This is a genomic window from Robiginitalea sp., from assembly GCF_982776155.1.
On the sequence record NZ_CEXZKX010000004.1, the window covers coordinates 255,268 to 279,198 of the forward strand.

Sequence of the window (23,931 nt, forward strand, 5' to 3'; positions counted from 1 at the left end):
TTGAGTTCCCCCAACCCAATCACTAGTTATTCGTTTAAAGCAAAGCCCGATGCGCATGGAACATGAAGAAAAGAAAAAAGTAGCTTTTATCACCGGGGTTACCGGCCAGGACGGGGCCTACCTCAGCGAATTCCTGCTCAATAAGGGGTATATTGTACACGGGTTGAAGCGCCGGTCGTCCCTTTTTAACACGGAGCGCATCGACCACCTCTACCAGGACCCCCATGTGGAGAACCGGAATTTTATCCTCCACTACGGGGATATGACGGACAGTTCCAACCTCATCCGGCTCATCCAGAAAATCCAACCCGACGAAATCTACAACCTGGCCGCGATGAGCCATGTCCGGGTTTCTTTTGAGATCCCGGAATACACGGCCAATGCGGACGGCACGGGGACCCTGCGGATCCTGGAAGCCGTGCGGCTGTTGGGGCTGGAACACAAAACGCGTATCTACCAGGCCTCCACCTCGGAGCTCTATGGGAAGGTGCAGGAGGTGCCCCAGACGGAAACCACCCCGTTTTACCCGCGGAGCCCGTATGGGGTGGCCAAGCTGTACGCCTACTGGATTACAGTGAATTACCGGGAGGCCTACGGCATGTTTGCCTGTAACGGGATTTTGTTCAACCACGAATCGCCCATCCGGGGGGAGACCTTTGTTACCCGGAAGATCACGCGGGCCGTGGCGCGGATTGCCATGGGGCTGCAGGACACGCTCTACCTGGGCAACCTGGACGCGGAGCGGGACTGGGGGCACGCCCGGGACTACGTCCGGATGATGTGGATGATCTTGCAGGCCGAAGCGCCCGAAGACTGGGTGATTGCCACCGGCAAGACCACCCGCGTTCGCGACCTGGTCCGGATGGCATTTGCGGAAATCGGTGTGGAACTCGAATTCAATGGCCAGGGTGAAAACGAAACCGGGCGGGTGGCTTCTGCATCCCACCCGGATTACCAGGTGCCCATAGGCCAGGTAGTGGTGCGCATCGACCCGAAGTACTTCCGTCCCACCGAGGTAGACCTCCTGGTAGGCGATGCCTCGAAAGCCTATGAAAAACTGGGCTGGAAACCAACCTGCTCCCTGGAGGAAATGGTCCGGGAAATGATGGCCAGCGATTTGCTGCTGATGCAGAAAGACCGCCACCTGAACCACGGGGGCTATTCCACCCCAAATTATTACGAGTAGGCCGTGGAAAAAAGCGACAAAATATACATTGCCGGGCACCGCGGGATGGTGGGCTCCGCCGTCTGGCGCGCCCTGGAAGCCGCCGGTTATTCCAACCTGACAGGCCGCAGCAGCAGCGAGCTGGATTTGCGGGATGCGCGGGCCACCTCAGCGTTCATTGCCGACGAGCAGCCGGCAGCCATCGTGGACGCCGCGGCGCGTGTTGGGGGGATCCTGGCCAACAGCCGGAACCAGTATGAGTTCCTCCTGGAAAACCTCCGGATACAAAACAACCTGATCCAGGCGGCCCATGAAGCCGGCGTACCAAAATTCGTCTTCCTGGGCAGTTCCTGCATCTACCCGAAAATGGCCGAACAGCCCATCCGGGAAGACGCCCTGCTCACCGGCCCCCTGGAACCTACCAACGAGGGGTATGCCCTGGCCAAGATTGCCGGGGTACGCCTTATCCAGGCACTTCGGGATCAGTACAGCCGCGACTACGTGAGCCTGATGCCCACCAACCTGTACGGCCCCAACGATAATTTTGACCTGGAGACCTCCCACGTCCTGCCCGCACTAATCCGCAAATTCCACGAGGCCAAACAAAACGACAACGCCCCGGTAACCCTCTGGGGCAGCGGCTCCCCCCGGCGGGAATTCCTGCACGTGGACGACCTGGCCCGGGCCGTGGTCCATGCCCTGGAAAACCCGTTACCCGACCACCTGTACAATGTGGGCACCGGGAGTGACATCACCATCAAAGAACTCGCCCGTATCGTACAGCGCATCGTGGGCCATACAGGCGAAATCCGTTGGGACACCTCCAGGCCGGACGGTACGCCCCGCAAACTGCTGGATGTCTCCCGTATGCATGCCCTGGGCTGGAAAGCTGAGATTGGGTTGGAAGCTGGGATTGAGAGGGCTTATCGGTGGTATCAATTACAACTCGGTTAAACCATATGGAGAACGCTATTGCCATATTGACGTCTTCGGTTTCCCGCAATGCCGGAGGATTATATGACGCAATTCGATGCCTCGCTTTGAATTTGAACGCTCCGGTAGAAATCTTTGGTCTCCAAGACGAGTACACTGAAACCGATCGATCCGGTTGGGGCGAAATAAAGCTAAATGCCTTTGAGACGAGCCTGTTCCGTTCATTTGGTTATGCGCCCGGGCTTTATACAAGCATTCATCAGAAAAAGATAGAAGTCCTTCATTTACACGGGCTCTGGATGTACCCGCAATGGGTTACCTACAACTGGCAAAAAAAACATAAAAGCCCCGTGATCATTTCTACCCACGGTATGTTGAACGCCTGGGCATTGGAAATTTCCTCGTGGAAAAAATATTTAGTCGGCAAAGCTTTTGCTTATAAATCACTAGAACGGGCAACCTGCATTCACGCACTTTGTTACTCCGAATATAAGGCAATTAGAAATTTCGGGTTAAAGAATCCCGTAGCTATTATTCCCAATGGGATTACCATACCAAAGAGGTCGAATTCTAAAGCTCCTACTCAGGAGAGAAAAACCCTGCTGTACCTCGGAAGGTTACACCCTATAAAGGGTTTGGACTTGCTAATAGATGCACTTGGGATTATCAAATCGGGAAACACAAACTTCTTTGAGAATTGGCAGGTGAAAATGGTTGGAGGCGGAATCCCAGCACATCGCGAAGCGCTTGAAAAAAATGTCCGAAATCTTGGTTTGGAAAATGACGTTTTTTTTCTGGGGCCCCGCTATAATTCTGCAAAGGAAGAGGCCCTCAGAACGGCAAGCGCCTACATTCTCCCAAGCTACAGCGAGGGCATACCTGTATCAGTTTTGGAAGCCTGGTCATACAAATTACCCGTTCTTATGACGGAAAAATGTAACCTGAGTGATGGTTTTGAAACAGATGCTGCCATTAAACTGGAACTGAATAAAGAAAATATTGCGGGACAAATTCTCAACATGGGGAGTTTTGACAGAAAGCAACGTGAAACTATGGGCGAGAATGGATTCCGATTGGTCCAATCCAAATACGATTGGAAGAAAATCGCCGAAAAATTTGAAAGAACCTATCGGTGGCTGATTGATGGAAAATCAAAACCCGAGTTTATCTATACCGATTAGTCGGGTTGCATTCCCTAGGGAAAAGTATGAACCTACTGGATACTTTATGATTGACCAAAATAAAATTGCGACCCGGATTTCCGATCTCTTTAAAAAGAAAGATCGAAACTTCGTTGTCGCCTCTCAAATATTTGGTGCCCTCATAGCCTTGATAAGCGGCAAATTGATCGCCTTATACGTTCATCCAACGGACTTTGGAACGTATGGGTTGCAGTTTGCAGCGTTCACTCTGTTTTCCTCCGTTCTAATTTACCCGGCCATTCAGTTCGTCAAAGCCAATTATTCCAAACTCGTTCCCAAACTTGGATTCAGACCTTTCACAATAGTCCTTATTAGTGTAATCCTTATTGCATTTTGCGGTTTGATGATATTCTTCCAACTCTATCTTGACACCGTCGAAATGGTATTATGGGGACTCTTATTTATTTACATGGTATTCAATGCCATGAACATGCTCCTTAACGACTTCCTGAACGTTCAGAACAAGTTGATACTCTTCTCCAAGATAGGTATGGCAAGGGTAACTGCCTCACTTGTTTTTATCGGGATCTTCTTTTTCTGGCATTTCGAATTTATGGATCATGTGCAGGCACTTTGGGGTATGCAGGTTGCTGGTTCCCTTGTGGGCATTCTATTTTTCTACAGGGCATATAAGTCATATACCCCAAAAATAAAGGTGCATTTCAAATCCTTTCTAAAAAGATATTTTCATTTTGCATGGCCTCTAGGCTTTTCCGCTCTTTGGATATGGATTAGCAATTATTTCGATCGATACGCAATTGAGTATTTTCTGAACATACAGGAAGTGGGGGTTTACAGTGCAAGCTATAGTGTTGGTTCCAAGTTTTTTCTGGTCATCAGTCCTGTATTTGTAATCTTGTCTACTCCTATCGTTTTTGGGAATTATAAAAAACAGGAAAAGAAGAAGCGCTTAAAAACCTTCGGATTTTATTATTCCTTAATCGCCCTTCCTACCTTAATACTTATCTATATTTTTCAGGAAACTATCGGATTCCTCCTCCTTTCTGAGGATTATTCGGATGGGTTTTTCTTAATTTTTTGGATTGCCCTGGCCTTTTTCCTTATTACGCTGGCGCAATTACTTGAACTCTATTTTTATTCGGAACAAAGAACACGTGTGATATTAGCAAGCAATATCGCTGCGGCGTCTACCAACCTATTATTGAACGTTCTTCTGATACCTTCATTAGGGATTCTGGGTGCTGCAGTTGCCACATGTTGTGGATTTACCGCATATTTCATTTGCACGTATCTGTTTTTCAACCAAAATGAGATATTGAGCCCCTTGGATGAATAGGATCGTTAAAAATATTGACTATATCCTTTTGATGGCTATATTCCTTCCCTACATACCGAATGGAAATGGGTTAAGGGTTGAGCATTTGGTTGTATATTCCATATTTCTAATCCTCCTGCTTTCAGGGCGTTTCCAAAAACTCAGAATCTTCCCCCATTCCTCCGTTGTGTTTTTGTACGGATTCCTCTTTATCCATGTTTGCATAAGTACCATTGTTAACCAAGTCCCGGTTGACTTAAAATTTCTCGCAAATTTTGAGAACTACACCGAGACTTTTGTATTGCTATTGATTTTGAATAGCCTGGTAGTGCGCAGAAGTTTTTTTACGAGGGAACGAATGTTCAGACTAAACCGGGTTTTCCACATTCTTCTGGGATTGAATACGGTGCTCATCCTATTAGAGATTTTCACCCCCTACTCGGACTCCATTATCCAGTACTATGTACAGAATAGTTCGGACGGGTTCAGGGAAGACACCAACTCCATGGGGCGCTATACGGGTGTATTCGACATTGTATTCGCCGGGGGGTTTGCTTATTCCCTGGGTTTGATTACATGGGTTTACAACTTTTCCCTTAAGGGACGTAAAAATTTCTTATTCCAGGTTATTCTTCTCGTACTTATTTTAATCGGCGGGTTTGCATCCGTATCGAAAGTCTTTTTTCTAGGCGGAATATTGCTGGCTTCCTGGCTATTCATTAACATCGGCCAGGTGAGGCCAAAAATTGCACTGGCTGTTCTCGCCTCAATCACGCTAGCTTTGGTGGCCCCGTATTTTATTGAGGATTGGAAGGGATTTGGCCTTTTTGAAGAATTTTATTCTCGGTTTGTTGAAGGTTCCGCTATGGAAGCCCTGAGTTCAGGGAGGTTGGGGAGCGACAACGGAATATACAGTATGGCCCTCAGCAGTGAAGTTCCTTTATTTTTCGGGCGTGGATTTACCATGGGGAGTTTACCCTTTTTTGACAGTGAACATGTGCAATTTTATTTCCAGGGGGGCGTTGTGGCAATCTTTGCATATTTCCTAATTTACTTCAGGAACTACCAGCTTACCTTCCAACTCGGCAAATACCTGAGAAATGAGCGATTCCTTTTTGTGGCCATACTATCCCTGGCCGTTTTTACTGCATTTGGAGGACCTGTATTTTTTATGAACCGCGTGAGGATATTTTTCTTTTTACAGCTTTTCTTCTTATACCGGTTATGCGCTACTAAATACCCAATTAAAAAGGTCAGTGGTACCACCATAGGCCGATTAGAAGATTATAAAGTCCAGAAATTCATTTAGGAGTTGATGACGAATAAGCGCATAAATATTGTTGTAATCGGGGACCGGGCTGTGGATATTGGTCTTCACGTAACTCTCTATTCGTTACTTTCAAACTCCTCATATGATTATCATCATATTTACTATATAACTCAAAATTTTACAGAGTCCGTAAGAACTAAACTTGAATATACCCTACATGACTTTTCCAAAAAATACGAATTAAATATCATTGAAAATCAAGCACATCAATTCACCGAGTTAAAAAGTTTACACGGCAACACATTTACATATTCCAAACTACTCTTGGCTGAACTCGTACCCTGCGACAAAGTATTATATCTGGATATTGACATTGTGGTTAACCTTGATATCAAAGAATTGGATCCTTTTTTACTAGATCTGGATGATTATTTGATAATGGCAAATGTTGAAAGAGGAGTAAAGGAGTCCCTAGAAAAAGAATTTTTCATTCAGGATCTTAAGCTGAGTAATATCAATTATTTCAATGCTGGGGTTCTTCTTGTCAACCTAAGTAAATGGAGGAGAATAGGTCTCACACAAGTATTATTGAATTTTGCAAATGAGCATCGGGATAAACTAAAATGTGCCGATCAGACAGTTATTAATGGGGCTATAGACGAACAGGAAATAGGATGCATTCCTAATCGATTCAATTTTAGAGTAGAAAACAATTTACCTAAAGGCACATACGATAATAGTACGAACATACTGCATTTTTATGGCAGACCTAAACCATGGGATATTCTAGCGGAACTTATTCATCCTCACCATAAGCTCTTTTCAAATATTTTAAAGAAAACCTATTTCAAAGACTACAACTCCATTCGAGATATTAGCTGTTCTTCTATTGCGAAGTTTATCCGGACTTATCGGAGCTATCTTAAGGTGTTATTTAGGATTAAAATGTAGTTTCATGGAACAAAAATTAGATAATGTAGATCCATATCCATATACGCTCTCAGATTATTTGAAGCGCTTTCTTTGGAGTTTAATTCAAAGTACTATTTGGAAAATATTACCTCATCGAATACCGTCACTTCGAATGATAGTCTTAAAGACTTTTGGAGCTAATGTTCAAATATCTTCCATGGCTTTTGGATCAACATCAATTTTTCGTCCGTGGGAGTTTAGCATAGGCAAATTGTCTACTCTGGGTCCAAGAGTTCGAGTTTATAATCTCTCTAAAATATCAATAGGCGATAATACAGTAATATCTCAAGACACTTATTTATGTGGTGGCACTCATGATTACTCAAAATCAAACCTTCCATTAATACGCCAAAATATAACAATTGGGAATAGTGTCTGGATTTGTGCCGGAGCATTTATAGGCCCCGGAGTTACCATTGGTGAGGGAGCAGTGGTAGGAGCCCGTGCAGTAGTAACATCAAATGTTGAACCTTGGACAGTAGTGGCCGGTAATCCAGCAATTCTAATCAAGAAAAGAATCATTTCTGAGTAATGAAAGTATCCGTAGTCATTCCTTTATTCAATCAAGAGAGATTTATTCAAAGATGTATAACTTCTATACGTAATCAAACCTATACGGACATTGAAATAATAGTAGTAGATGACGGTAGTACAGATAACAGCAAAGGTATTATTGAGCATAATTCCATAAGTGATCGCCGAATAATATTAATCCAACAAAAAAATAAAGGCACACTCCAAGCAAGGAAGACAGGAATTCAGGAATCAACCGGTGAAGCTATTATAACTGTTGATTCAGATGACTATCTAAAGGTTGACGCTATTTCTCTATTGGTAACAAAAATGACGGAAACAAATGCCGATATAGTAGTTGCTGACCATTGTATCCATAAGAATGGTAGAGTTATTAATAGGAAAAATGAGGTACCTAAATCATACGACAAGAAAGATGCTCTTCGGTTTCTCTTACTTGGTAAAATTTCCGTTCATGTCTGGGGACGCCTATACAAGCGCGAGTTGTTACAAAGCTTGAATCTACCGGTAGAAAAGGCAATAACCGAAGATGTTTTAACCAACTTTTATCTTTTCAGCACTTATAATATTAAGTTTGCCAAGGTTGATAAACCGCTATATCATTATATAATTCACCGCACTAATATTTCAAGGTCAAACGACCCAGAAGCGGTGGAAGGTTTCTTTCGAGAATTTGATCATGCCTTGGAAATTATTGGTCCGAAAAACAGGTATGACTTAGTAACCGAAATTTCCTATTACAGATCAAAAGACTGGATAGTCTATTGCCGTAAAGGTGGGCAGTTATCTAACAATAGGAGTTTCCATAGCAACTTTTTTAATGACCATTATTTCCGGGCAAAACATCTGCTGCCATGGTACTTGAGACTGGAAATGATTTTATTCAATATGAATTTAACCATTGCCAAGCTATTATTCCCAGTGATGAAATTTGGAGCAAATGTTACATCTTTTTTCAGGCACAAATTCATTGCTATTATTCCCCTAACTGCACTACCTGTAAAAAATGGATAGTGAAAAGCACAATATTAAATTGTGCGCCTTAATCCTCACTTTTAACGAGGAGAAAATCCTCCCTGAATGTCTCAGCGCCCTGAGCTTCACGGATTCGATTTTCGTGTTCGATTCCTACAGTACGGATAGTACCCTGGAAATTGCCAAAGATTTCGGCGCGAGCTGTATACAACGCAAATTCGACAATTATGCCAACCAACGGAACGCTGCCCTGAGTTCCATCCCCGAAGGGTTTGAATGGATTTTGATGGTGGATGCGGACGAACTAGTGACTCCGGAGTTGCAGGGCGAGATTCTGTCTGTCATACAATCCGGGGGCCATCACGATATGTACCGGATTCGACGGAAAGATTATTTTCAAGGTCGGTGGATTCGATATAGTAGCGGATATCCCACCTGGTTTCCGAGGCTCTTTAAACGAGGTAAGGTGCGGGTAGAGCGGGAAATCAATGAAGAGTATGTCGTGGAAGGTACCATTGGAAGCCTGAACAATCACCTTTTACACTATCCTTTCAATAAGGGATTGGATTGGTGGTATGAGAAGCACAGGCGATATGCAAAAATGGAGGCGGAAAAAATGTGTCTTGAAGTAAATGACTCCCTGGAACTAGGAGCTTTGTTCCACACCGATCCGGTTACGCGAAGAAAGGCCCAGAAAAGGTTAAGCTATCATATACCTTTTCGTCCTGTTTTTGTATTCTTCGCGTTTTATGTCCTGAAGCTTGGATTCCTGGATGGCAAACCCGGACTTGATTTCTGCAAGTTGAGGTATCGCTATGAATGCATGATAGATCGACAGTATAAATTGCTGAAAAAGGGATGAAAATTTCACTGATTACTGCGACCTATAACAGTCTGGATACACTTCCCAGGTGTCTTGAATCTGTTGCCTCACAGGATTACAAAAATATCGAACACCTGATCATTGATGGGGAATCTACAGATGGGACGTTGGAATTTGTACGGAAAAAATCCGAGGAGCTATCTACGCTAAGGGTACTTTCCGGGCCTGATTCCGGCATTTACGATGCGTTGAACAAAGGAATTTCAGTATGCAGCGGTGATGTCATAGGCTTTGTCCATTCCGATGATTTTTTAGCCTGTCCCGACGTGCTTTCCAAAATCGTCAAAAGTTTCAACAGCCCTGCGGTTTCAGGAGTTTATGGCGATTTACAGTACGTCCGTAAAGATAACCCCGGAAAAGTGGCCCGATATTGGAAAAGCAGCAGATTCAAATCAGGATTATTGCAACGGGGCTGGATGCCGCCCCATCCGACATTGTTTCTGAGAAACGGCGTTTATCAAAAACATGGAAAGTTTGATCTCGCATACAAAATTGCCGCTGATTACGATTTCATGCTTCGGGTATTCAAGGATCGCAATCTGCAGTTTGTTTATTTACCGGAAGTAATCACAAAAATGCGCTTGGGAGGAGCCAGCAATAGAAGTTTGAAAAACATCCTATTGAAATCAAAGGAAGACCTGCGGGCAATGCGATCCAACAATTTACCAATGCCTTTGATTGCTTTACTATGGAAAAACTTTTCCAAATTAAGTCAGTTTTTGAATCGCTAAATCGCGCCCGTTCATAATTTAATTGATAGATGAAGATACCAGGTAAATGGGTTAGCGGGAAAAAATACCGTGAGGATATCGATGGCTTGCGGGCAATTGCGGTAATAGCAGTCATTGCATTTCATTTTGGCTATTTACCTGCCGGTTATTTGGGAGTCGATGTGTTTTTTGTGATCAGCGGATTCCTGATTACGGGGATCATATACCGCGGATTTATAAAAGGGCAGTTTTCTATCCGGGATTTTTATTTACGTAGAATTAAACGCATCATTCCACTTGTACTCTTTATCTGCCTTGTTTCTTTATGCCTGGGCATGATTTTTATGTTGCCGGACGATCTTGAAAATTTAGCCCAGAGCGTTATCGCTACCAACTTCTTTAACAATAATACGCTTCAGATACTAACCACCAAGAATTATTGGGATGTTGTCAATGAATATAAGCCGCTAATGCACACCTGGAGCCTGGGCATAGAAGAACAATATTATTTGATCTATCCGTTTCTCTTTGTTCTTGTGGGTACGGTTCGAAAGCATTGGATCGTGTGGATTCTTGCATTATTGACAATACTTTCATTGGTGCTGTATTTCGCACCCTTTCCGTCTTATTTAAAATTTTACCTGTTGCCGTTTCGATTCTTCGAATTATCCATTGGAGGTATTGCCGCTATTCTGGTTGGACGAAATTTAATTCGCCATCGTCTCGCATTTCACTTGGCCTTACTTTTGCTGATTGTTCTTTTCGCCGGGCTAAATTTTCTCTCAGACCAATGGCTTTTATTTTTCACCATCGTAATTACCTGTGCAATACTCATATCCGCCAACCACGAAAACTCGTGGTCTTCACGGCTGCTTGAAAATCGGTTCATGGTTTTTGTGGGGAAAATCAGCTTTAGTTTATATATGTGGCATCAGGTGCTGCTGGCGTTCGGGCGCTATGTGTATTTCCAGGAGATGCAATTCACAGATTACCTGCTTGTTCTTTTCCTGACAATTGTCCTTTCCGTCCTTACGTATTACTTTATTGAAGAACCTTTTCGAAGACGCTTTTCCACGAAGGTTGTATTAATTGTTTTAACCGCTGTATTCCTGTTGACAACAGGCGTATCATGGCACATCTACACACAAGCTGGAATCCTCAAGGATGTGCCGGAACTCAGCCTGGTAAAGGAGCAGGGGGAGCGAAATATGCATGCCAGGTATAATGATCGCATAAATCAATTGAGTCATTCCTTTTCGAATAATAATCGCATAAAGGTTCTGGCAGTGGGGAATAGTTTTATGCGCGACTGGTGCAATGTTTTACTGGAATCTCAATATGCAGACTCCGTGGAAATTAGCTATTTTAACGAAACAACCCCTGTTAGTGAACTGAGAACCCCTGCCGAAATGGCTGAAATAATCTTCATCACCGATTTGGATAAATCCTTTATGGAGCAGCTGAATGTTTCCAGGGAAAAGGTCTGGTATGTCGGCACAAAGAATTTTGGTGTTAACAACGGAATTTTTTACAATCAATCCGGCCCTGACTATTGCAGCCAGAGAACCCACATGGAAGAAGGATATCTGGAATTAAATAGCAGACTGAAAAATACATGGGGAGATCGATACATTGACCTTATCGATCTTACGTTGGACCAAGAGAAGACCGTCCCTGTATTTACTCCGGATTGCAAATTCATCAGCCAGGATTGCCGGCATTTCACCAAAGCCGGGGCCAGTTATTTTGCCAGTCTAATTGAACCCAGAATAGCAGAAATACTTTATCATTAGATTCTAACGCCCTAATAGGATGGACTTTTAACATCTACACGAGTTATGCCTTTTTTATTGTTCTTACTTTTACCCCTTACCACGCAGTAGAAAATGTCTTATCAGGATTTTGACATAGAAAATGATTCAGGGAACAATACGTTCGATCTGAAAAAATTGATCGGGAAATACCTCCGGTATTGGCCATGGTTTCTTATTACTCTGATTTTAAGTATTGGGCTGGGTTATCTCTATATGCGATATGCCCCGATCACCTATCAATCAGTAGCAAAGATTGAGCTTCTCCACGATACGGAAAAAATGGATATCTCATCCGAAGCGCTTGCCGTTCTGGGCCAGGCATCTTCCTTCAACTTAGAAAATGAAATAGAGGTGCTACGTTCCTATCGGATATTGCGTCAGGTTGTTGAAACCTTGAATCTCGATATTTCATATTTCGTGATGGGACAGGTAAAAACAACTGAAATATGGAATCCGCCCTTTGCTGTCACAAAAATCATTGCGGAAGATAGTCTGACATCCACTAAATCCTACGAAATATTCTTCGAGGGTACGCAGGTTCAAATTCAGGATGAGTCAGAACGAAACTACAATGCCTCGCTTATCACTCCGGATACCTCAGGAGTTGATAAAGGGCTGCCTTTTGAGGTAAGCCTTCGACCCGATACGGATCTTTCAAATTTCCCGGGGAAACATTTTCGAGTTGTCCTTACCCCTGAAAAGCAGGCCGTCCTGAATTTAGCCAGGAAATTAAAAGTTGAACCGATTGATGAAGACAGCGAAATCCTGGCCCTGTCCATCCGGGGCCAAAGCGTGGAGCGTTCGGAGGCCATTTTGAACGAGCTGATCAATAAATTCAATCAGGACGGGATTAAGGACCGGCAGCTGGTTTCCAAGCGGACCCTGGATTTTATCGACGAGCGGTTCCTGAGCCTCTCCCAGGAACTGGACTCCATCGAGGTGGGGAAAGAAGACTTTAAACGCACCAACGACCTGTCCTACCTGGATTCGGACGTGGATTTTTCCCTTCAGCGGCGCGCGGTGGCCCAGGACGAAGTCACCCAGCTGGAAACGCAGGTCTCCCTGGCCGACCTGCTCAAGAAGGCGGTTACGGCCCAGTCGTCCTACGGCTTGCTGCCGGTGGACGTGGGCCTGGAAAACAGCGGGCTGAACTCCATGGTGGCCGAATACAACCAGATGGCCCTGGAGCGGGAGGAATTGCTGACCAATGTGGGGGAAAGCCACCCCACGCTGATCGCCATTTCCAACCAGCTGCAGAACGCCAAGGTGAATATCATGAAGACGCTGAACATCTACCAGACGCAGCTGAAGCTCTCCCTGCGCCAGCTCACCCGCGAAAAAAACCGGGCCAATACGATGTTCTCCCGCCTGCCGGAGAAGGAAAAGATGCTGCGCTCTATAGAACGCCAGCAGGACATCAAGGAAAACCTCTTTATCCTGCTGCTCCAGAAACGGGAGGAAGCCGCCCTCAGCTATGCGGTTACCGCCCCGTCCATCAAGGTGGTGGACTACGCGCTTACGGATACCGAACCCCTCTCCCCCAAAAAGCGGATTGTCTACCCGATGTCCTTCATGATTGGCCTTTTTGTGCCTTTCATAGTGCTGTACCTCCACTTTACGATTAACGGGAAGATCCAGGACCGGACGGACCTGGTGCGGCTGAGCCCGGAGGTCCCGATCCTGGCAGAAATACCCACCTTCAAAAAATCGCGCAAGGTGATCAACGCCGCAGACCGCTCTGTCTTGGCAGAATCCTTCCGCATTGCCACCACCAACCTGGATACGCTGCTTTCCGCCCGTGACGGGGCGAATGGCCGGGGTGCCGGGGGTGCAAGCGGATCCAGCGGTGCCGACGGGGCCGGGAATGCAGCGGACGCCGGGAATGCAGGGGATGCAGGGGATGCTGCCAGGGGCAAATGCGTTCTGGTAACCTCCTCGGTAAAAGGCGAAGGCAAGACCACCACCGCCCTGAACATGGCCCAGGCCTATGCGAGCATGCACCACAAGGTCCTGCTGGTGGGGGCCGACCTGCGCAACCGGGAGCTGATGAACTACTTTAAGCCGGATTCGTTTTCCTTTGGCCTTTCCGAATACCTGAGCGAATCCCGGGTAAAATGGGAGGATGTAATTGCCGGCGGTTTTGACAACCTGGATTATTTAAAGGTGTGTTTTGGCGGCAAGATGCCCCCGAACCCCACGCAACTCCTGTCCGGCAAAGGGTTCGCGCGGTTTATTCAGCGGGCCGTTTCCGAGTTTGACATCGTGATACTGGACTCCCCCCCTTCCCTCTCGGTGGCCGATCCGCTCCTGTTGGCTAAACACGCGGATGCCACGGTCTACATTACGCGAACGGGCATCACCGACAAGAATATGGTGCGCCACGCCAGGGAACTCCAGCAGAAAAAGCAGCTGCCGAATATGGCCTTTGTCATCAACGACGTGGGCTCGCTGAATTCCCGGAAATACCAGTACTAGTCTTAGCGTTACGGCTTATTGCGCGGTTGCATGGTTTTTGGCACAGTTCAGCCGGGATACGGGCGCATCAGCTCCCATCGGTTTCAACACTCAGCATTCGGGTTCGGGAAGTTGTCGGACTGGTCCTCCACCGTGTTGTCCAGGCAGGCAAAATCCTTTTCCACCAGCACGGACAGGGCCCCGGGGTCGTTCCAATCCGCCGAGTTGCTGTACCCAACACGGGTGTCTTCCAACCAGCCCTCCCGGGCCGATGCCGGCAGGGTTACCGTGACGGCTCCGCGGGTAAAGTCTGCCTTGGGCTCTGCCACGCCTACCTCCGCCCGGAGGATGTAGCGAAACACCCCGGATGGGAAAACGGTTTCCTCCTCGATATTCCCGATCTTGCAAAATGTTTCCACCTCGGCCCGCGTGAGCCGGTAACGCACTGAATTTCCTTTAATCCGTATTTTCATCTGTAGCAATATTGTAGTTGATCGTAACCCGGGTTCCCTCCCCCGGGGCGGAGTTGATAAAGAGCTTCCCCCCGATAAACCGGATGCGCTCCTTCATAAAGATCACGCCCATGCCGCCTTCGCTCCCCTGCCCCCGGGTGTGCTCCAGCTCCTCCGGGTCGAAGCCCTTGCCGTTATCTTCCACCACCACGCTCAACAGGTGCCCGTTGCGGTTGATGGTGAGGCGGATAGAGGCATCTCCGGCATATTTGATGGCGTTGTTGATGGCTTCCTGGGTAACCCGGTAGATATTCGTCTCCGCCAGGGATTCCAGCCGGATGGCCCCTTCGGTATTGTTGAGGAATTCAATCTCGCGCCCTGTGAGCTTGCTGAGTTCCGTTGCCATCTTTTGCAGGGCGGGCACCAGGCCGTGGTCGGTGAGTTCCGGCGGGGTCAGGTTAAATGTGGCCGTGCGCACGCCCTTGATCAGGTCGGAGGAAAGGCTTTTCAGGTAGGCGATTTTCTCCCGGGTTTTCGCTACCTGTTCCGGGTTGATGGATTCGATATTGAATTTCAGGGCCGTCAACATCTGGCCGATCCCGTCGTGGATGTCCCGGGCAATCCGTTTGCGTTCCTCCTCCTGCCCCTCCACTACCTGGCTGGCCCGAAGCTGACGCAATTGCATGCGTTCCTCATAATGCCTCCGCGTGAGTTCCTCTACCTTGGCCTTGGTCCGTTTCCGTTCGGTAATATCCGAACACATGATCAGGATGCTCTGTTTCAGGTCGGGCTCGTGGAACGGGATGATGGAGACTTCCAGCCAGAGTTTTCGGCCCCCGGGGCTTTCCACCTGGATTTCCTCTGTCCGGATCACCTTCCGCCTGCTGGAAAACAACTCCCTCAGGTATTGTTGTTGCCCGGGATTCCGGGTGAGGAGTTCCGGGAAGGTCACATTTTTGGGTACCTCGGACAATTCGAGCAATTCCAGGAATTTCCGGCTGATGGTCACAATCTGTCCGTCGTTCCGAATATTGGCAAAAAGCGCGGCATGGTTCAGCACGTAATTGAGTTCCTGTAATTCCTTGAGGGTCTTTTCCTTTTCCCTGAAATGCCGGTTGGCTTCCTCCAGGTGGGTTTCCGAAGCCGCTTTGCTCCGCACCAGGTTGGCGATGGTCTCCCGGATCTGCAGGGAGAGGGGGCGAAAGATCAATAATACTTCCAGGGCCAGGATCATCAGGGATACCGCAAGCAGCAGGTACTCCTTGTATTTGAGCTCCTGCAGGCGGGCGCGGCTCCGGGCATCATACAGGTTGACGATCGCGTCCATCCGGTCCAGGAATGCAGCTTCCTCCTGCAGGACGATGTCGAGTTGCCAGCGGAATTCCGGGGAATCGGCAGCCAGCGTATCGTGGCGGACCAGGTAGGCGGCCGCCCCAGCCAAAGCGTCAAAGCGCGGCTGGATGTCCCGGAATCTTTCCAGGATGTCCGGGTCGGTCTCCGGCGGCAGGCCGATACTGTCATTCCCCGATTGAAGCCCCCTGTGGGAAACCTGCCAGTCACCCAGGGTGCGGCGCAGTGTACGGACCTGTTCCCGCCGTTGTTCCGTCCCGGGCATGCTCTGTTCCAGAAGCAGGACCTCCTTGGTCAGTTTCTGGCTGAGCGCCCGCTGCCGGCCGGCCACATTGATCACCTTGGAATCGTCCAGCTGGGATTCCAGATGCAGCTGGATGAGGATTTGCGCAACGATAACCGTTACCGCAATGGCCGCTACGGCTATCAGGTACCATTTGCGAATCCGGAGAAAAGCCTCCGTTTCCAGGGGGATCTTATCGGGTCCTGTTTTCATGGCTTCCGCATGGTGCTGTGGGTTACTCCCCGAGGGCCTTCGCCAACAGCGATTGCACAGCCGGCGGATGGTCCATGGCCTGGGCCGCCCGGTGTCCTTCCGGCGACATTTTGCGCCAGGTCTTCCTCAGGATGTCGATGACCTTTTCTTCCGGGTGTTTGGCCGCAAAATCCTCAAAATAGTGCTCCAGGAAGACCAGACAGATAACATCCTCGAGTGCCTGGGTTTCCGGATCCCGCTTCAGTCGCTTTTTCTGCAAGAGAAATGCAACCCGGTCGATCATTTCCTGTTCATACCCGATTTCGGCCAGGACCTCCGAGGCTTTGTCCGCGTGGAATTTCTTGAGCTCTTGCCGCCACTTGAGGTAGCCGGGGCGGTCCATCGGATAGCGCGACCTGGGAATTTCCCATCGACACAGGTGCTGGCACCTCGCGGTAAGCTGCAGGGCCTCCGAGGCGTCCGGCCGGAATGCGTTCAGGGTTTGTGTCATCCGGCGCCCGTAGATCCATTCCCTGGGCTGGGGTTCCCCGTCTACCATTTCGGTATTCGGGTCCCGGGCATTGAGCTGGTCGAAGCGGTTAAATGCCGCATGCAATTTCTTGGGTTGGCCCATCGGGTTGGGATTTGTCCTAAAGCTATTCAGAAAAACCTATATACACAAAGCCGTCCTCGATTTTAACCGGGTAGGTGGTAATGGCCTCCAGGTCCCCGTTCAGGTTTTCGCCCGTCCGCAACGAAAAGGTGTTCTTATGGAGCGGGCAGGCCACCTTGTCGTGCCCAGCATCCTCGCCGATCATCCCGCGGGAGAGGACCATTTCCATTTTATGGGGGCAGAGGTTCTGGCAGGCATACCAGCGGCCTTTCCGGGCGAAGTTGAATACGGCGATCTGTTTGTCCCCGTATTTGACGCATGCCCCGCCGTTCCGGGGGAAGCGGTCGACGGGAGCAGCGCGGAACCAGGTGGTTACCGCGTCGTAATCCAGGGAGTCCGGTGTTGGGAAGTCGGTCATACGGTCTTTATTTGAGGGGTTGTCATGTCCAGGCCTTCGGCATTTTCTGCCCGCGCATCGGGACGAATTCCAGGTTGTTGTCAGGGTCGTCGGAGTTCACATAGTGGGTGTAGCGCGCGCGGATCTCCGGGGTTTCCACGGCTTCCTTCCACTCGCAGGTATACGTATCCGCCAGGCGCTGCATATCGGCATCCAGTTCCCCGGCGATCCCCAGGGAATCGTGGATCACCACATTCTGCAGGTAGGTGATCCCCCCTTCGAGCTTCTCGAGCCAGGCGGCCGTTCGGGTGAGCGGGGGGGCGGTGCGGATATAGTACATCAGGAAGCGGTCCACGTAGCGTACAGCCGTTTCCTTGTCTACCTTTTCGGCCAGCAGGACGGCGTGTTTCGGGTTGGCGCCCCCATTCCCGCAGACATAGACATTCCATCCGCCTTCCACCGCGATAAACCCGAAATCCTTGCAGCGCGCCTCGGCACATTCGCGGATGCAGCCGGATACGCCGCCCTTGATCTTGTGGGGGGAACGGATGCCCTTGTAGCGGTTTTCCACCTCGATGGCAAAGCTCACGCTCTCGTCCATCCCGTACCGGCACCAGGTAGAACCCACGCAGCTTTTGACGGTCCGCAGCGACTTGCCATAGGCGTGGCCGCTTTCGAAACCTTCCCGGATCAGTTCCTCCCAGATGAGCGGCAGCTCGTGGAGTTGCGCCCCGAACATATCGATGCGCTGCCCCCCGGTGATCTTGGTATACAGGTCGTACTTCATCCCGATGCGGCCAAGGGCCATCAATTGCCTGGGGGTGATCTCCCCCCCGGCTACCCGGGGGACGACGGAATACGTGCCGTTCCGCTGGATATTTGCCAGGTAGCGGTCGTTGGAGTCCTGGATGGTTTCCTGCCGGTTGGCGGTTTCGTTGTAGATACTGGCGAAGATTGCGGCAACCGCCGGCTTGCACACCTCGCAGCCGTGGCCGCTGCCCACCAGGTCCAGCAACTCGTCGTAATCGCGGATGCCGCGGAGTTTCACGATATCGAATAACTCCTGGCGGGAATAGTTGAAGTGCTCGCAGAGCTGTTCTTTGACCGTTTTCCCGAGGGCTTTGAGGCTTTCAGCCACGAGGTCGGCAACCATCGGCTTGCAGCCGCCGCACCCGGTGGTGGCCCGGGTGGCCCTGGCAACAGCCTTGACGCTCTCATTCCCGTCTTCGGTTACCGAACAGCAGATCCCGCCTTTGGTCACTGCCTCGCAGGAACACACCACGGCTGAATCCGGCAGGTCCATGACACTGCCCAGGGCGGCACCCTCCCCCCGGGCCCCGAGGATCAGGTCTTCCGGGTTTTCAGGTAGCGGCAGGGCATTCAGGTACAGCTGCAGCAACATATTGTAATCTTCCGCATCCCCTACCAGGATGCCCCCGAGCAAACGTTTCCCGTCCCGGGAGACGTTGATCCTTTTGTAGATCCCCTGGTACTTGTTCTCAAATACGATGGTATGGGCGTTATCCCCGTCGGCAAACGCATCGCCGAAACTGGCAACGTCCACCCCGATGAGTTTCAGCTTGGTGGAGAGGTCTACGGAGGCGCTCATCCGGGTGGGCTTCCCGAGGATCTGGTCGGCAGCCACCTGAGCCATCTCGTAGCCCGGGGCCACCAGGCCGTATATCATCTGGTTGTAAAGGGCTACCTCCCCGATGGCAAAAACCGAAGGGTCCGAGGTACGCATGGAGGAGTCCACCACAACCCCGCCCCGGGGCCCCACTTCCAGTCCGCATGCTCGGGCCAGCTCGTCCCGGGGGCGGATCCCGGCAGAAACTATCAGCATGTCCACGGGCAGGGAATCCCCATCGTCGAACTCCATCCCCTTGATGGACCCGTTGCCGAGGATGCGCTGGGTGACCTTGTTCAGGTGGACCCGGATACCCAGCGACCCGATCCTGGCCTGCAGGGCTTTGCTCGCCACCTCGTCGAGCTGCCGGGGCATCAGCCGGGGGGCAAACTCCACCACATGGGGTTCCAGGCCCATATCCCGTACCGCCTTGGCCGCCTCGAGCCCGAGCAGGCCGCCCCCGAGTACGGCCGCCCGGCCCGCGCCCAACCGGCGGGCAAAATCCTGGGTGGCCTCCAGGTCTTCGATGGTCCGGTAAACGAATACTCCCTGTTTCTCCACGCCTTCGATGGCTGGCACAAAGGGGGCGGACCCGGTAGCCAGGACCAGGTAGTCATACGCGAATTCGAGGCCAGCATCGGTAGTCACCTGTTTTGCCTGCAGGTCGATCCGCTCAATTCGCGAGCGGGTATGCAGCACAATCCCCTGGGTTTCGTACCAGGACCTCGGGGCGAGTTCCAGGCGTTCCGGGTCCCCGTCTTCAAAGAATTCGCTCAGGTGTACGCGGTCGTACGCCACGCGAGGTTCCTCCCCGAAAACGGTTACTTCAAATCCGTCCCTGTTGGGGTGGGAAGCGAATTTTTCGCAGAATTTATAACCCACCATCCCGTTGCCAATTACAATGATACGTTCCATAGGTTTCGATTTACCCTGCAATATTACGTATTTTTACGTATTTAACTACTGAGTATTTGAAAATAATTACGTAGTGTTTTTGCCAAATTCACAATATAATTTCCCCGGGATACCTCAACCTCCCACCCCAGCTATTCTGTTGGCCCCACCCATTTCACAACTCCGTCCCTGAATAACGAATTAATCGGGATGGCATATATACAAGGCAATACAGCGGCATGGAAACAAAAATTCCTCGATTCGTCTTGCTTACCTCCTGCCAAATTCCCAATCCCATCCCGCCTGAATCGCCGATTCCTCAATGGGGAGCGGTTGATTTTTTGAATTCCTAAAAAATACGTAGAGCATGGGGATATTTACATCTAAAATGTACGTATATATACTTACTTATTATAAGTTTGACCAAACAAAACCGCAAATCATGAAAACAAACCCAGCACAAAAAGCCACCTCCCTGAAGCTCACCCGGATCCGCACAATCCCCATCCGGACGTTCTGGATCACCTCCATCGCATTTTTCACCTGCTTCTTTGCCTGGTTCGGGATTGTCCCCTTTATGCCCGATGTGGTCCGGGACCTCGGCCTCACCCCGGACCAGAAGTGGAATTCCATCATCCTCGCGGTAAGCGGGACCGTATTTGCCCGGTTGCTGATCGGGAAACTATGCGATCGGTATGGGCCGAGGATGTGTTATACCTATTTGTTGATCCTGGGGGCCATCCCGGTGATCCTGCTCGGTTTTGTCCAAACCCCCCTGCAATTTTTGCTCTGCCGGTTCTTTATCGGCTTTATCGGGGCCTCGTTTGTCATTACCCAATTCCATACGTCCATCATGTTTGCCCCCAATGTGGTCGGTACAGCCAATGCCACATCGGCGGGCTGGGGGAACCTGGGTGGGGGCGCCAACCGCCTGGGCATGCCGTTGATTGCCGCGGCGGTCGTCAGTTTCGGCGTAGCGGAGGAAATGGCCTGGCGGTATGCCATGGTCATCGCCGGGGCGATCTGCTTTTCGATGGGGCTCGTCTACTACTTTTTTACCCAGGACACGCCGGCGGGGAACTTCAATGAACTGCGTAGAAGCGGCAACATGCCCGATTTGAAGAAGGACAAGGTTTCCTTCCTCTCCACGCTATCGGATTACCGCGTCTGGATCCTGTTTGTGGTCTACGCAGCCTGTTTCGGCATGGAACTCACCGTCTACGGTACCATGGACGACTATCTGCAAAACACCTTCGGGCTCAGCCGCACCAGTGCCGGCAACCTGGTCCTGTCTTTTGCGCTGATGAACATCTTTGCGCGCACCCTAGGGGGGATATGCGGGGACCGGTTCGGCCGCCTGCGGGGACTCCGGGGGCGCGTCCTGTTCCTGGTGCTCATCCTGGGAGCCGAGGGCCTGATGTTGTCCCTGTTTTCGCTTACAACCAGCCTGGCCATCGGGATGGTCTTCCTGATCGCCTTCAGCCTCACCGTACAAATGGCGGAAGGAGCCACCTTTTCGGTGGTGCCGTTCATCAATAAAAAAGCGATTGGCTCCATTTCCGGGATCGTGGGCGCCGGGGGGAACGTCGGGGCCTTCCTGGCCGCCCTGTTGCTCAAGTATAAGTCCGCAAACGCGGAGACCCGGGCCATCGAAGCCAGCGAAGGGCTGGGCGAGCAAGCAGTTGCCGCCGCCCAGGCAGCCGCGTCGTCGGCTGCGGTATCCAGCGGGTATTTCACCATCGGGGCCTTTGTGATCGTGTCGGCCCTGGCCGCCATGGCTATCCGGTTTTCCTCTGCCGATGAAAAACAGATTGCACGGGAGATGGAAGGCGAACCCGTACTTGCCAATTCCTGAAAGGCCCTAAGCTGCCGGGGCCCGGATTCCATTCCCCGGGCCCTTCCTTAAATAGCAACCTGTAAACACTTACCATGAAAAAGCTACATTCCACGTACCTGCTCACCGCTTGCCTGTGGGCCGCCAGCCTCTGCACCCCTTTACTCGCCCAGTTTACCCTGGACGGCGAATTCAGGCCCCGGGCCGAGTACCGGCACGGTTTTGGCAGCCTGATTGCCCGGGATGCAGAACCGGGTTTTTCCATCGCCACCCGTGCCCGGCTCAATGCCGCCTACAAACAACCGGGCTATACCTTTTACCTGAGCATGCAGGATATCCTGGTCTGGGGTGAAAACCGCCAGATCCTGCCGGCGGACCAGAACAATTCGTTTTCGGTATTCCAGGCCTGGGCAGAAGTGAAACTCGGCGAGAAATGGGCTACCCGTTTCGGGCGGCAGGTGATCAGCTATGACGACCAGCGCATATTCGGCGGCCTGGACTGGGCACAGCAGGGACGCAACCACGATGCCGCGTTGCTGAAGTTTACGGACAGTACCTTCCTGGCCCACCTGGGCCTCGCCTTCAGCCAGGACCTGGCCAGTCCGGGGGGATACCAATCCGTGGGCAATGCCTACAATACAACGGGTTTCTTCACCTATAAAACCATGCAATACCTGTACCTGAAAAAAACCTGGAAGTACCTCACGGGCAGCCTCATCCTGCTCAACAACGGCTTCCAGCGCTTCGACACGGCTGACGAGCCGGATGGTGCCGGCTACCTGCAGACCCTGGGCACCCACCTGGAATATTCCCGGGGCCGGGTAGGCCTGGCGCTGAATGCCTTCCTGCAGGACGGGGAGCGCCCCGGCGGGCTGCAGGCCCGGTGGGCGTACCTGCTTGGCCTGGACCTGACCTACCGGCCGGAAACCGGGCCGGGGCTCGGGCTCGGGATGGAATGGATCAGCGGTGACGACGCCGCGAGCCCCGGGGAGACCGGTGCCTTTTTCCCCCTCTATGGCACCAACCACAAATTCAATGGGTTTATGGATTATTTCTATGTGGGGAACCACGGGAATTCAGTAGGCCTCGTGGATCTGCATGCCAGCGCAAACCTGCGACTGGGAAAAAATGCCGGGCTGCTGGGCCGGATCCTTTATTTCAGGGGTGCAGAGGCACTCCCGGACGGGAACCGCTCGCTGGGTACGGAGGCCGACCTGGTACTGACCCGGAACTTTGACGGTTTCAGCCTGAAGGTCGGGTACTCCCACATGTTCCCGGCCGAGGGGATGTTTACCCTCAAAGGCGTCGACCGGGCATCCGCGGCGGACTGGCAGGACTGGGCCTGGTTGATGCTGGTGATAAAACCCGGCCTGATCCGCTAAAATATTTCCGTACTTTTGTCGGTAGCTAAACCGCATCCATGCCGGAACCTACATCCATTGTACTTGCCGACGACCATGCCCTGGTGCGCGACGGGATCCGTGCGCTGCTCGAGGAGCAGGAAGACCTGGAAGTCATCGGGGAGGTATCCAACGGCCTGGAAGCTATCGAAATGGTCTCCCGTATCCGGCCCGACCTGTTGGTCATCGACATCCGCATGCCCGAACTGGGGGGGATCGAAACCGTGGAGCGCCTCAGTCGGGAGGGGCATCCCACCCGGTGCATCATCCTGTCCATGCACGATTCGGAAGAGTACATCCTGAAATCCGTGGCGGCGGGGGCCAGCGGCTATCTGCTCAAGGATACCGACAAGGCCGAATTCCTCCGAGCCATCCACACGGTCCGCGACGGCGGAAAATATTTCAGCGGGGACATCTCGGATGTACTGGTCAACAACCTGCTGGGCCAAAATTCCCCACGGGCCGCATCCCGGCCGGCACCCGCGGCCTCCAACCCCTTTGACCTGACGAACAAGGAACTCCAGGTACTCCGCCTGGTATTGTCCGGGATGACCAACAAGGAGATCTCCCAACAGCTGAACAACAGCAAGCGGACCATTGAAACGCACCGCTTCAACCTGATGAAGAAAATGGAAGTCAAGAACCTCATCGACTTGTCCAAAAAGGCCCAGGAGTACAACCTGGTCTGATTTCAGGGATTC

At 50.8% G+C, this 23,931-nt stretch carries 20 protein-coding genes and 1 pseudogene; 16 read left to right on the plus strand and 5 right to left on the minus strand.

Annotation, left to right across the window (positions count from 1 at the left end):
- The first annotated feature begins 49 nt into the window (after positions 1–49).
- From gmd to AC3DKS_RS08945, 13 genes and pseudogenes are all read left to right on the plus strand, one after another.
- Positions 50–1,186 carry a GDP-mannose 4,6-dehydratase gene (gene gmd, locus AC3DKS_RS08885; RefSeq protein ID WP_272607772.1) on the plus strand — a complete coding sequence of 379 codons (1,137 nt, stop codon included), beginning with the start codon at positions 50–52 and terminating at the stop codon, positions 1,184–1,186.
- Positions 1,187–1,189: 3 nt separating this feature from the next.
- Entirely contained in the window at positions 1,190–2,119 is a 930-nt protein-coding gene (locus AC3DKS_RS08890; RefSeq protein ID WP_272607771.1) for a GDP-L-fucose synthase family protein, read from the plus strand.
- Positions 2,120–2,124: 5 nt separating this feature from the next.
- A complete protein-coding gene (locus AC3DKS_RS08895; RefSeq protein WP_272607770.1) occupies positions 2,125–3,279 on the plus strand; it encodes a glycosyltransferase in 1,155 nt (384 codons plus the stop codon).
- Complete coding sequence (locus AC3DKS_RS08900; RefSeq protein WP_272607769.1) at positions 3,242–4,597, plus strand: oligosaccharide flippase family protein; 1,356 nt, start codon at positions 3,242–3,244, stop codon at positions 4,595–4,597. Before AC3DKS_RS08895 ends, AC3DKS_RS08900 begins: the two co-directional genes overlap by 38 nt.
- Positions 4,590–5,885: a hypothetical protein gene (locus tag AC3DKS_RS08905; protein ID WP_272607768.1), complete on the plus strand. Its 1,296-nt coding sequence runs from the start codon at positions 4,590–4,592 to the stop codon at positions 5,883–5,885. The genes AC3DKS_RS08900 and AC3DKS_RS08905 overlap by 8 nt, the downstream gene beginning before the upstream one ends.
- 6 nt (positions 5,886–5,891) lie before the next feature.
- Complete coding sequence (locus AC3DKS_RS08910) at positions 5,892–6,797, plus strand: glycosyltransferase family 8 protein (RefSeq protein ID WP_272607882.1); 906 nt, start codon at positions 5,892–5,894, stop codon at positions 6,795–6,797.
- Between the two features lie 4 nt (positions 6,798–6,801).
- On the plus strand, positions 6,802–7,350 hold the full coding sequence (locus tag AC3DKS_RS08915) for a putative colanic acid biosynthesis acetyltransferase (protein WP_272607767.1): 549 nt from the start codon (positions 6,802–6,804) through the stop codon (positions 7,348–7,350).
- Positions 7,350–8,366 carry a glycosyltransferase family 2 protein gene (locus tag AC3DKS_RS08920; RefSeq protein WP_272607766.1) on the plus strand — a complete coding sequence of 339 codons (1,017 nt, stop codon included), beginning with the start codon at positions 7,350–7,352 and terminating at the stop codon, positions 8,364–8,366. The genes AC3DKS_RS08915 and AC3DKS_RS08920 overlap by 1 nt, the downstream gene beginning before the upstream one ends.
- A 19-nt stretch (positions 8,367–8,385) precedes the next feature.
- On the plus strand, positions 8,386–9,189 hold the full coding sequence (locus tag AC3DKS_RS08925) for a glycosyltransferase family 2 protein (protein ID WP_272607765.1): 804 nt from the start codon (positions 8,386–8,388) through the stop codon (positions 9,187–9,189).
- Positions 9,186–9,941: a glycosyltransferase family 2 protein gene (locus AC3DKS_RS08930; RefSeq protein ID WP_272607764.1), complete on the plus strand. Its 756-nt coding sequence runs from the start codon at positions 9,186–9,188 to the stop codon at positions 9,939–9,941. Before AC3DKS_RS08925 ends, AC3DKS_RS08930 begins: the two co-directional genes overlap by 4 nt.
- Positions 9,942–9,970: 29 nt before the next feature.
- Positions 9,971–11,713 carry an acyltransferase family protein gene (locus tag AC3DKS_RS08935; RefSeq protein ID WP_272607763.1) on the plus strand — a complete coding sequence of 581 codons (1,743 nt, stop codon included), beginning with the start codon at positions 9,971–9,973 and terminating at the stop codon, positions 11,711–11,713.
- A gap of 93 nt (positions 11,714–11,806) precedes the next feature.
- Positions 11,807–12,115: pseudogene (locus AC3DKS_RS08940) on the plus strand (Wzz/FepE/Etk N-terminal domain-containing protein); the annotation flags it as partial.
- A gap of 39 nt (positions 12,116–12,154) precedes the next feature.
- Entirely contained in the window at positions 12,155–14,209 is a 2,055-nt protein-coding gene (locus tag AC3DKS_RS08945; RefSeq protein ID WP_272640708.1) for a GumC family protein, read from the plus strand.
- Between the two features lie 83 nt (positions 14,210–14,292).
- Here the strand turns inward: AC3DKS_RS08945 and AC3DKS_RS08950 are convergent, their stop codons facing one another.
- Genes AC3DKS_RS08950 through nirB form a run of 5 tightly spaced genes read right to left on the minus strand, consistent with a single transcriptional unit; the run spans position 14,293 to position 20,017 of the window.
- The gene (locus AC3DKS_RS08950) at positions 14,293–14,661 is read right to left on the minus strand and encodes a DUF7009 family protein (protein WP_272607761.1); all 369 of its coding nucleotides are present in this window, start codon (positions 14,659–14,661) and stop codon (positions 14,293–14,295) included.
- Positions 14,645–16,486 carry a sensor histidine kinase gene (locus tag AC3DKS_RS08955; protein WP_272607760.1) on the minus strand — a complete coding sequence of 614 codons (1,842 nt, stop codon included), beginning with the start codon at positions 16,484–16,486 and terminating at the stop codon, positions 14,645–14,647. Before AC3DKS_RS08955 ends, AC3DKS_RS08950 begins: the two co-directional genes overlap by 17 nt.
- Before the next feature lie 22 nt (positions 16,487–16,508).
- Positions 16,509–17,099: a DUF4202 domain-containing protein gene (locus tag AC3DKS_RS08960; RefSeq protein WP_272607759.1), complete on the minus strand. Its 591-nt coding sequence runs from the start codon at positions 17,097–17,099 to the stop codon at positions 16,509–16,511.
- A 22-nt stretch (positions 17,100–17,121) separates the two neighbouring features.
- On the minus strand, positions 17,122–17,496 hold the full coding sequence (gene nirD, locus AC3DKS_RS08965; protein WP_272607758.1) for a nitrite reductase small subunit NirD: 375 nt from the start codon (positions 17,494–17,496) through the stop codon (positions 17,122–17,124).
- A 22-nt stretch (positions 17,497–17,518) separates the two neighbouring features.
- Positions 17,519–20,017, minus strand: a complete 2,499-nt coding sequence (gene nirB, locus AC3DKS_RS08970; protein ID WP_272607757.1) for a nitrite reductase large subunit NirB — start codon at positions 20,015–20,017, stop codon at positions 17,519–17,521.
- 421 nt (positions 20,018–20,438) lie between these two features.
- Between nirB and AC3DKS_RS08975 the strand changes: the two genes are divergently transcribed.
- From AC3DKS_RS08975 to AC3DKS_RS08985, 3 genes are all read left to right on the plus strand, one after another.
- On the plus strand, positions 20,439–21,851 hold the full coding sequence (locus AC3DKS_RS08975) for an MFS transporter (protein ID WP_272607756.1): 1,413 nt from the start codon (positions 20,439–20,441) through the stop codon (positions 21,849–21,851).
- Between the two features lie 74 nt (positions 21,852–21,925).
- Positions 21,926–23,212, plus strand: a complete 1,287-nt coding sequence (locus AC3DKS_RS08980) for an alginate export family protein (RefSeq protein WP_272607755.1) — start codon at positions 21,926–21,928, stop codon at positions 23,210–23,212.
- 38 nt (positions 23,213–23,250) lie between these two features.
- Positions 23,251–23,919 (plus strand): response regulator transcription factor, encoded by a 669-nt coding sequence (locus AC3DKS_RS08985; RefSeq protein ID WP_272607754.1) that lies wholly within the window; start codon positions 23,251–23,253, stop codon positions 23,917–23,919.
- Positions 23,920–23,931: the final 12 nt, after the last annotated feature.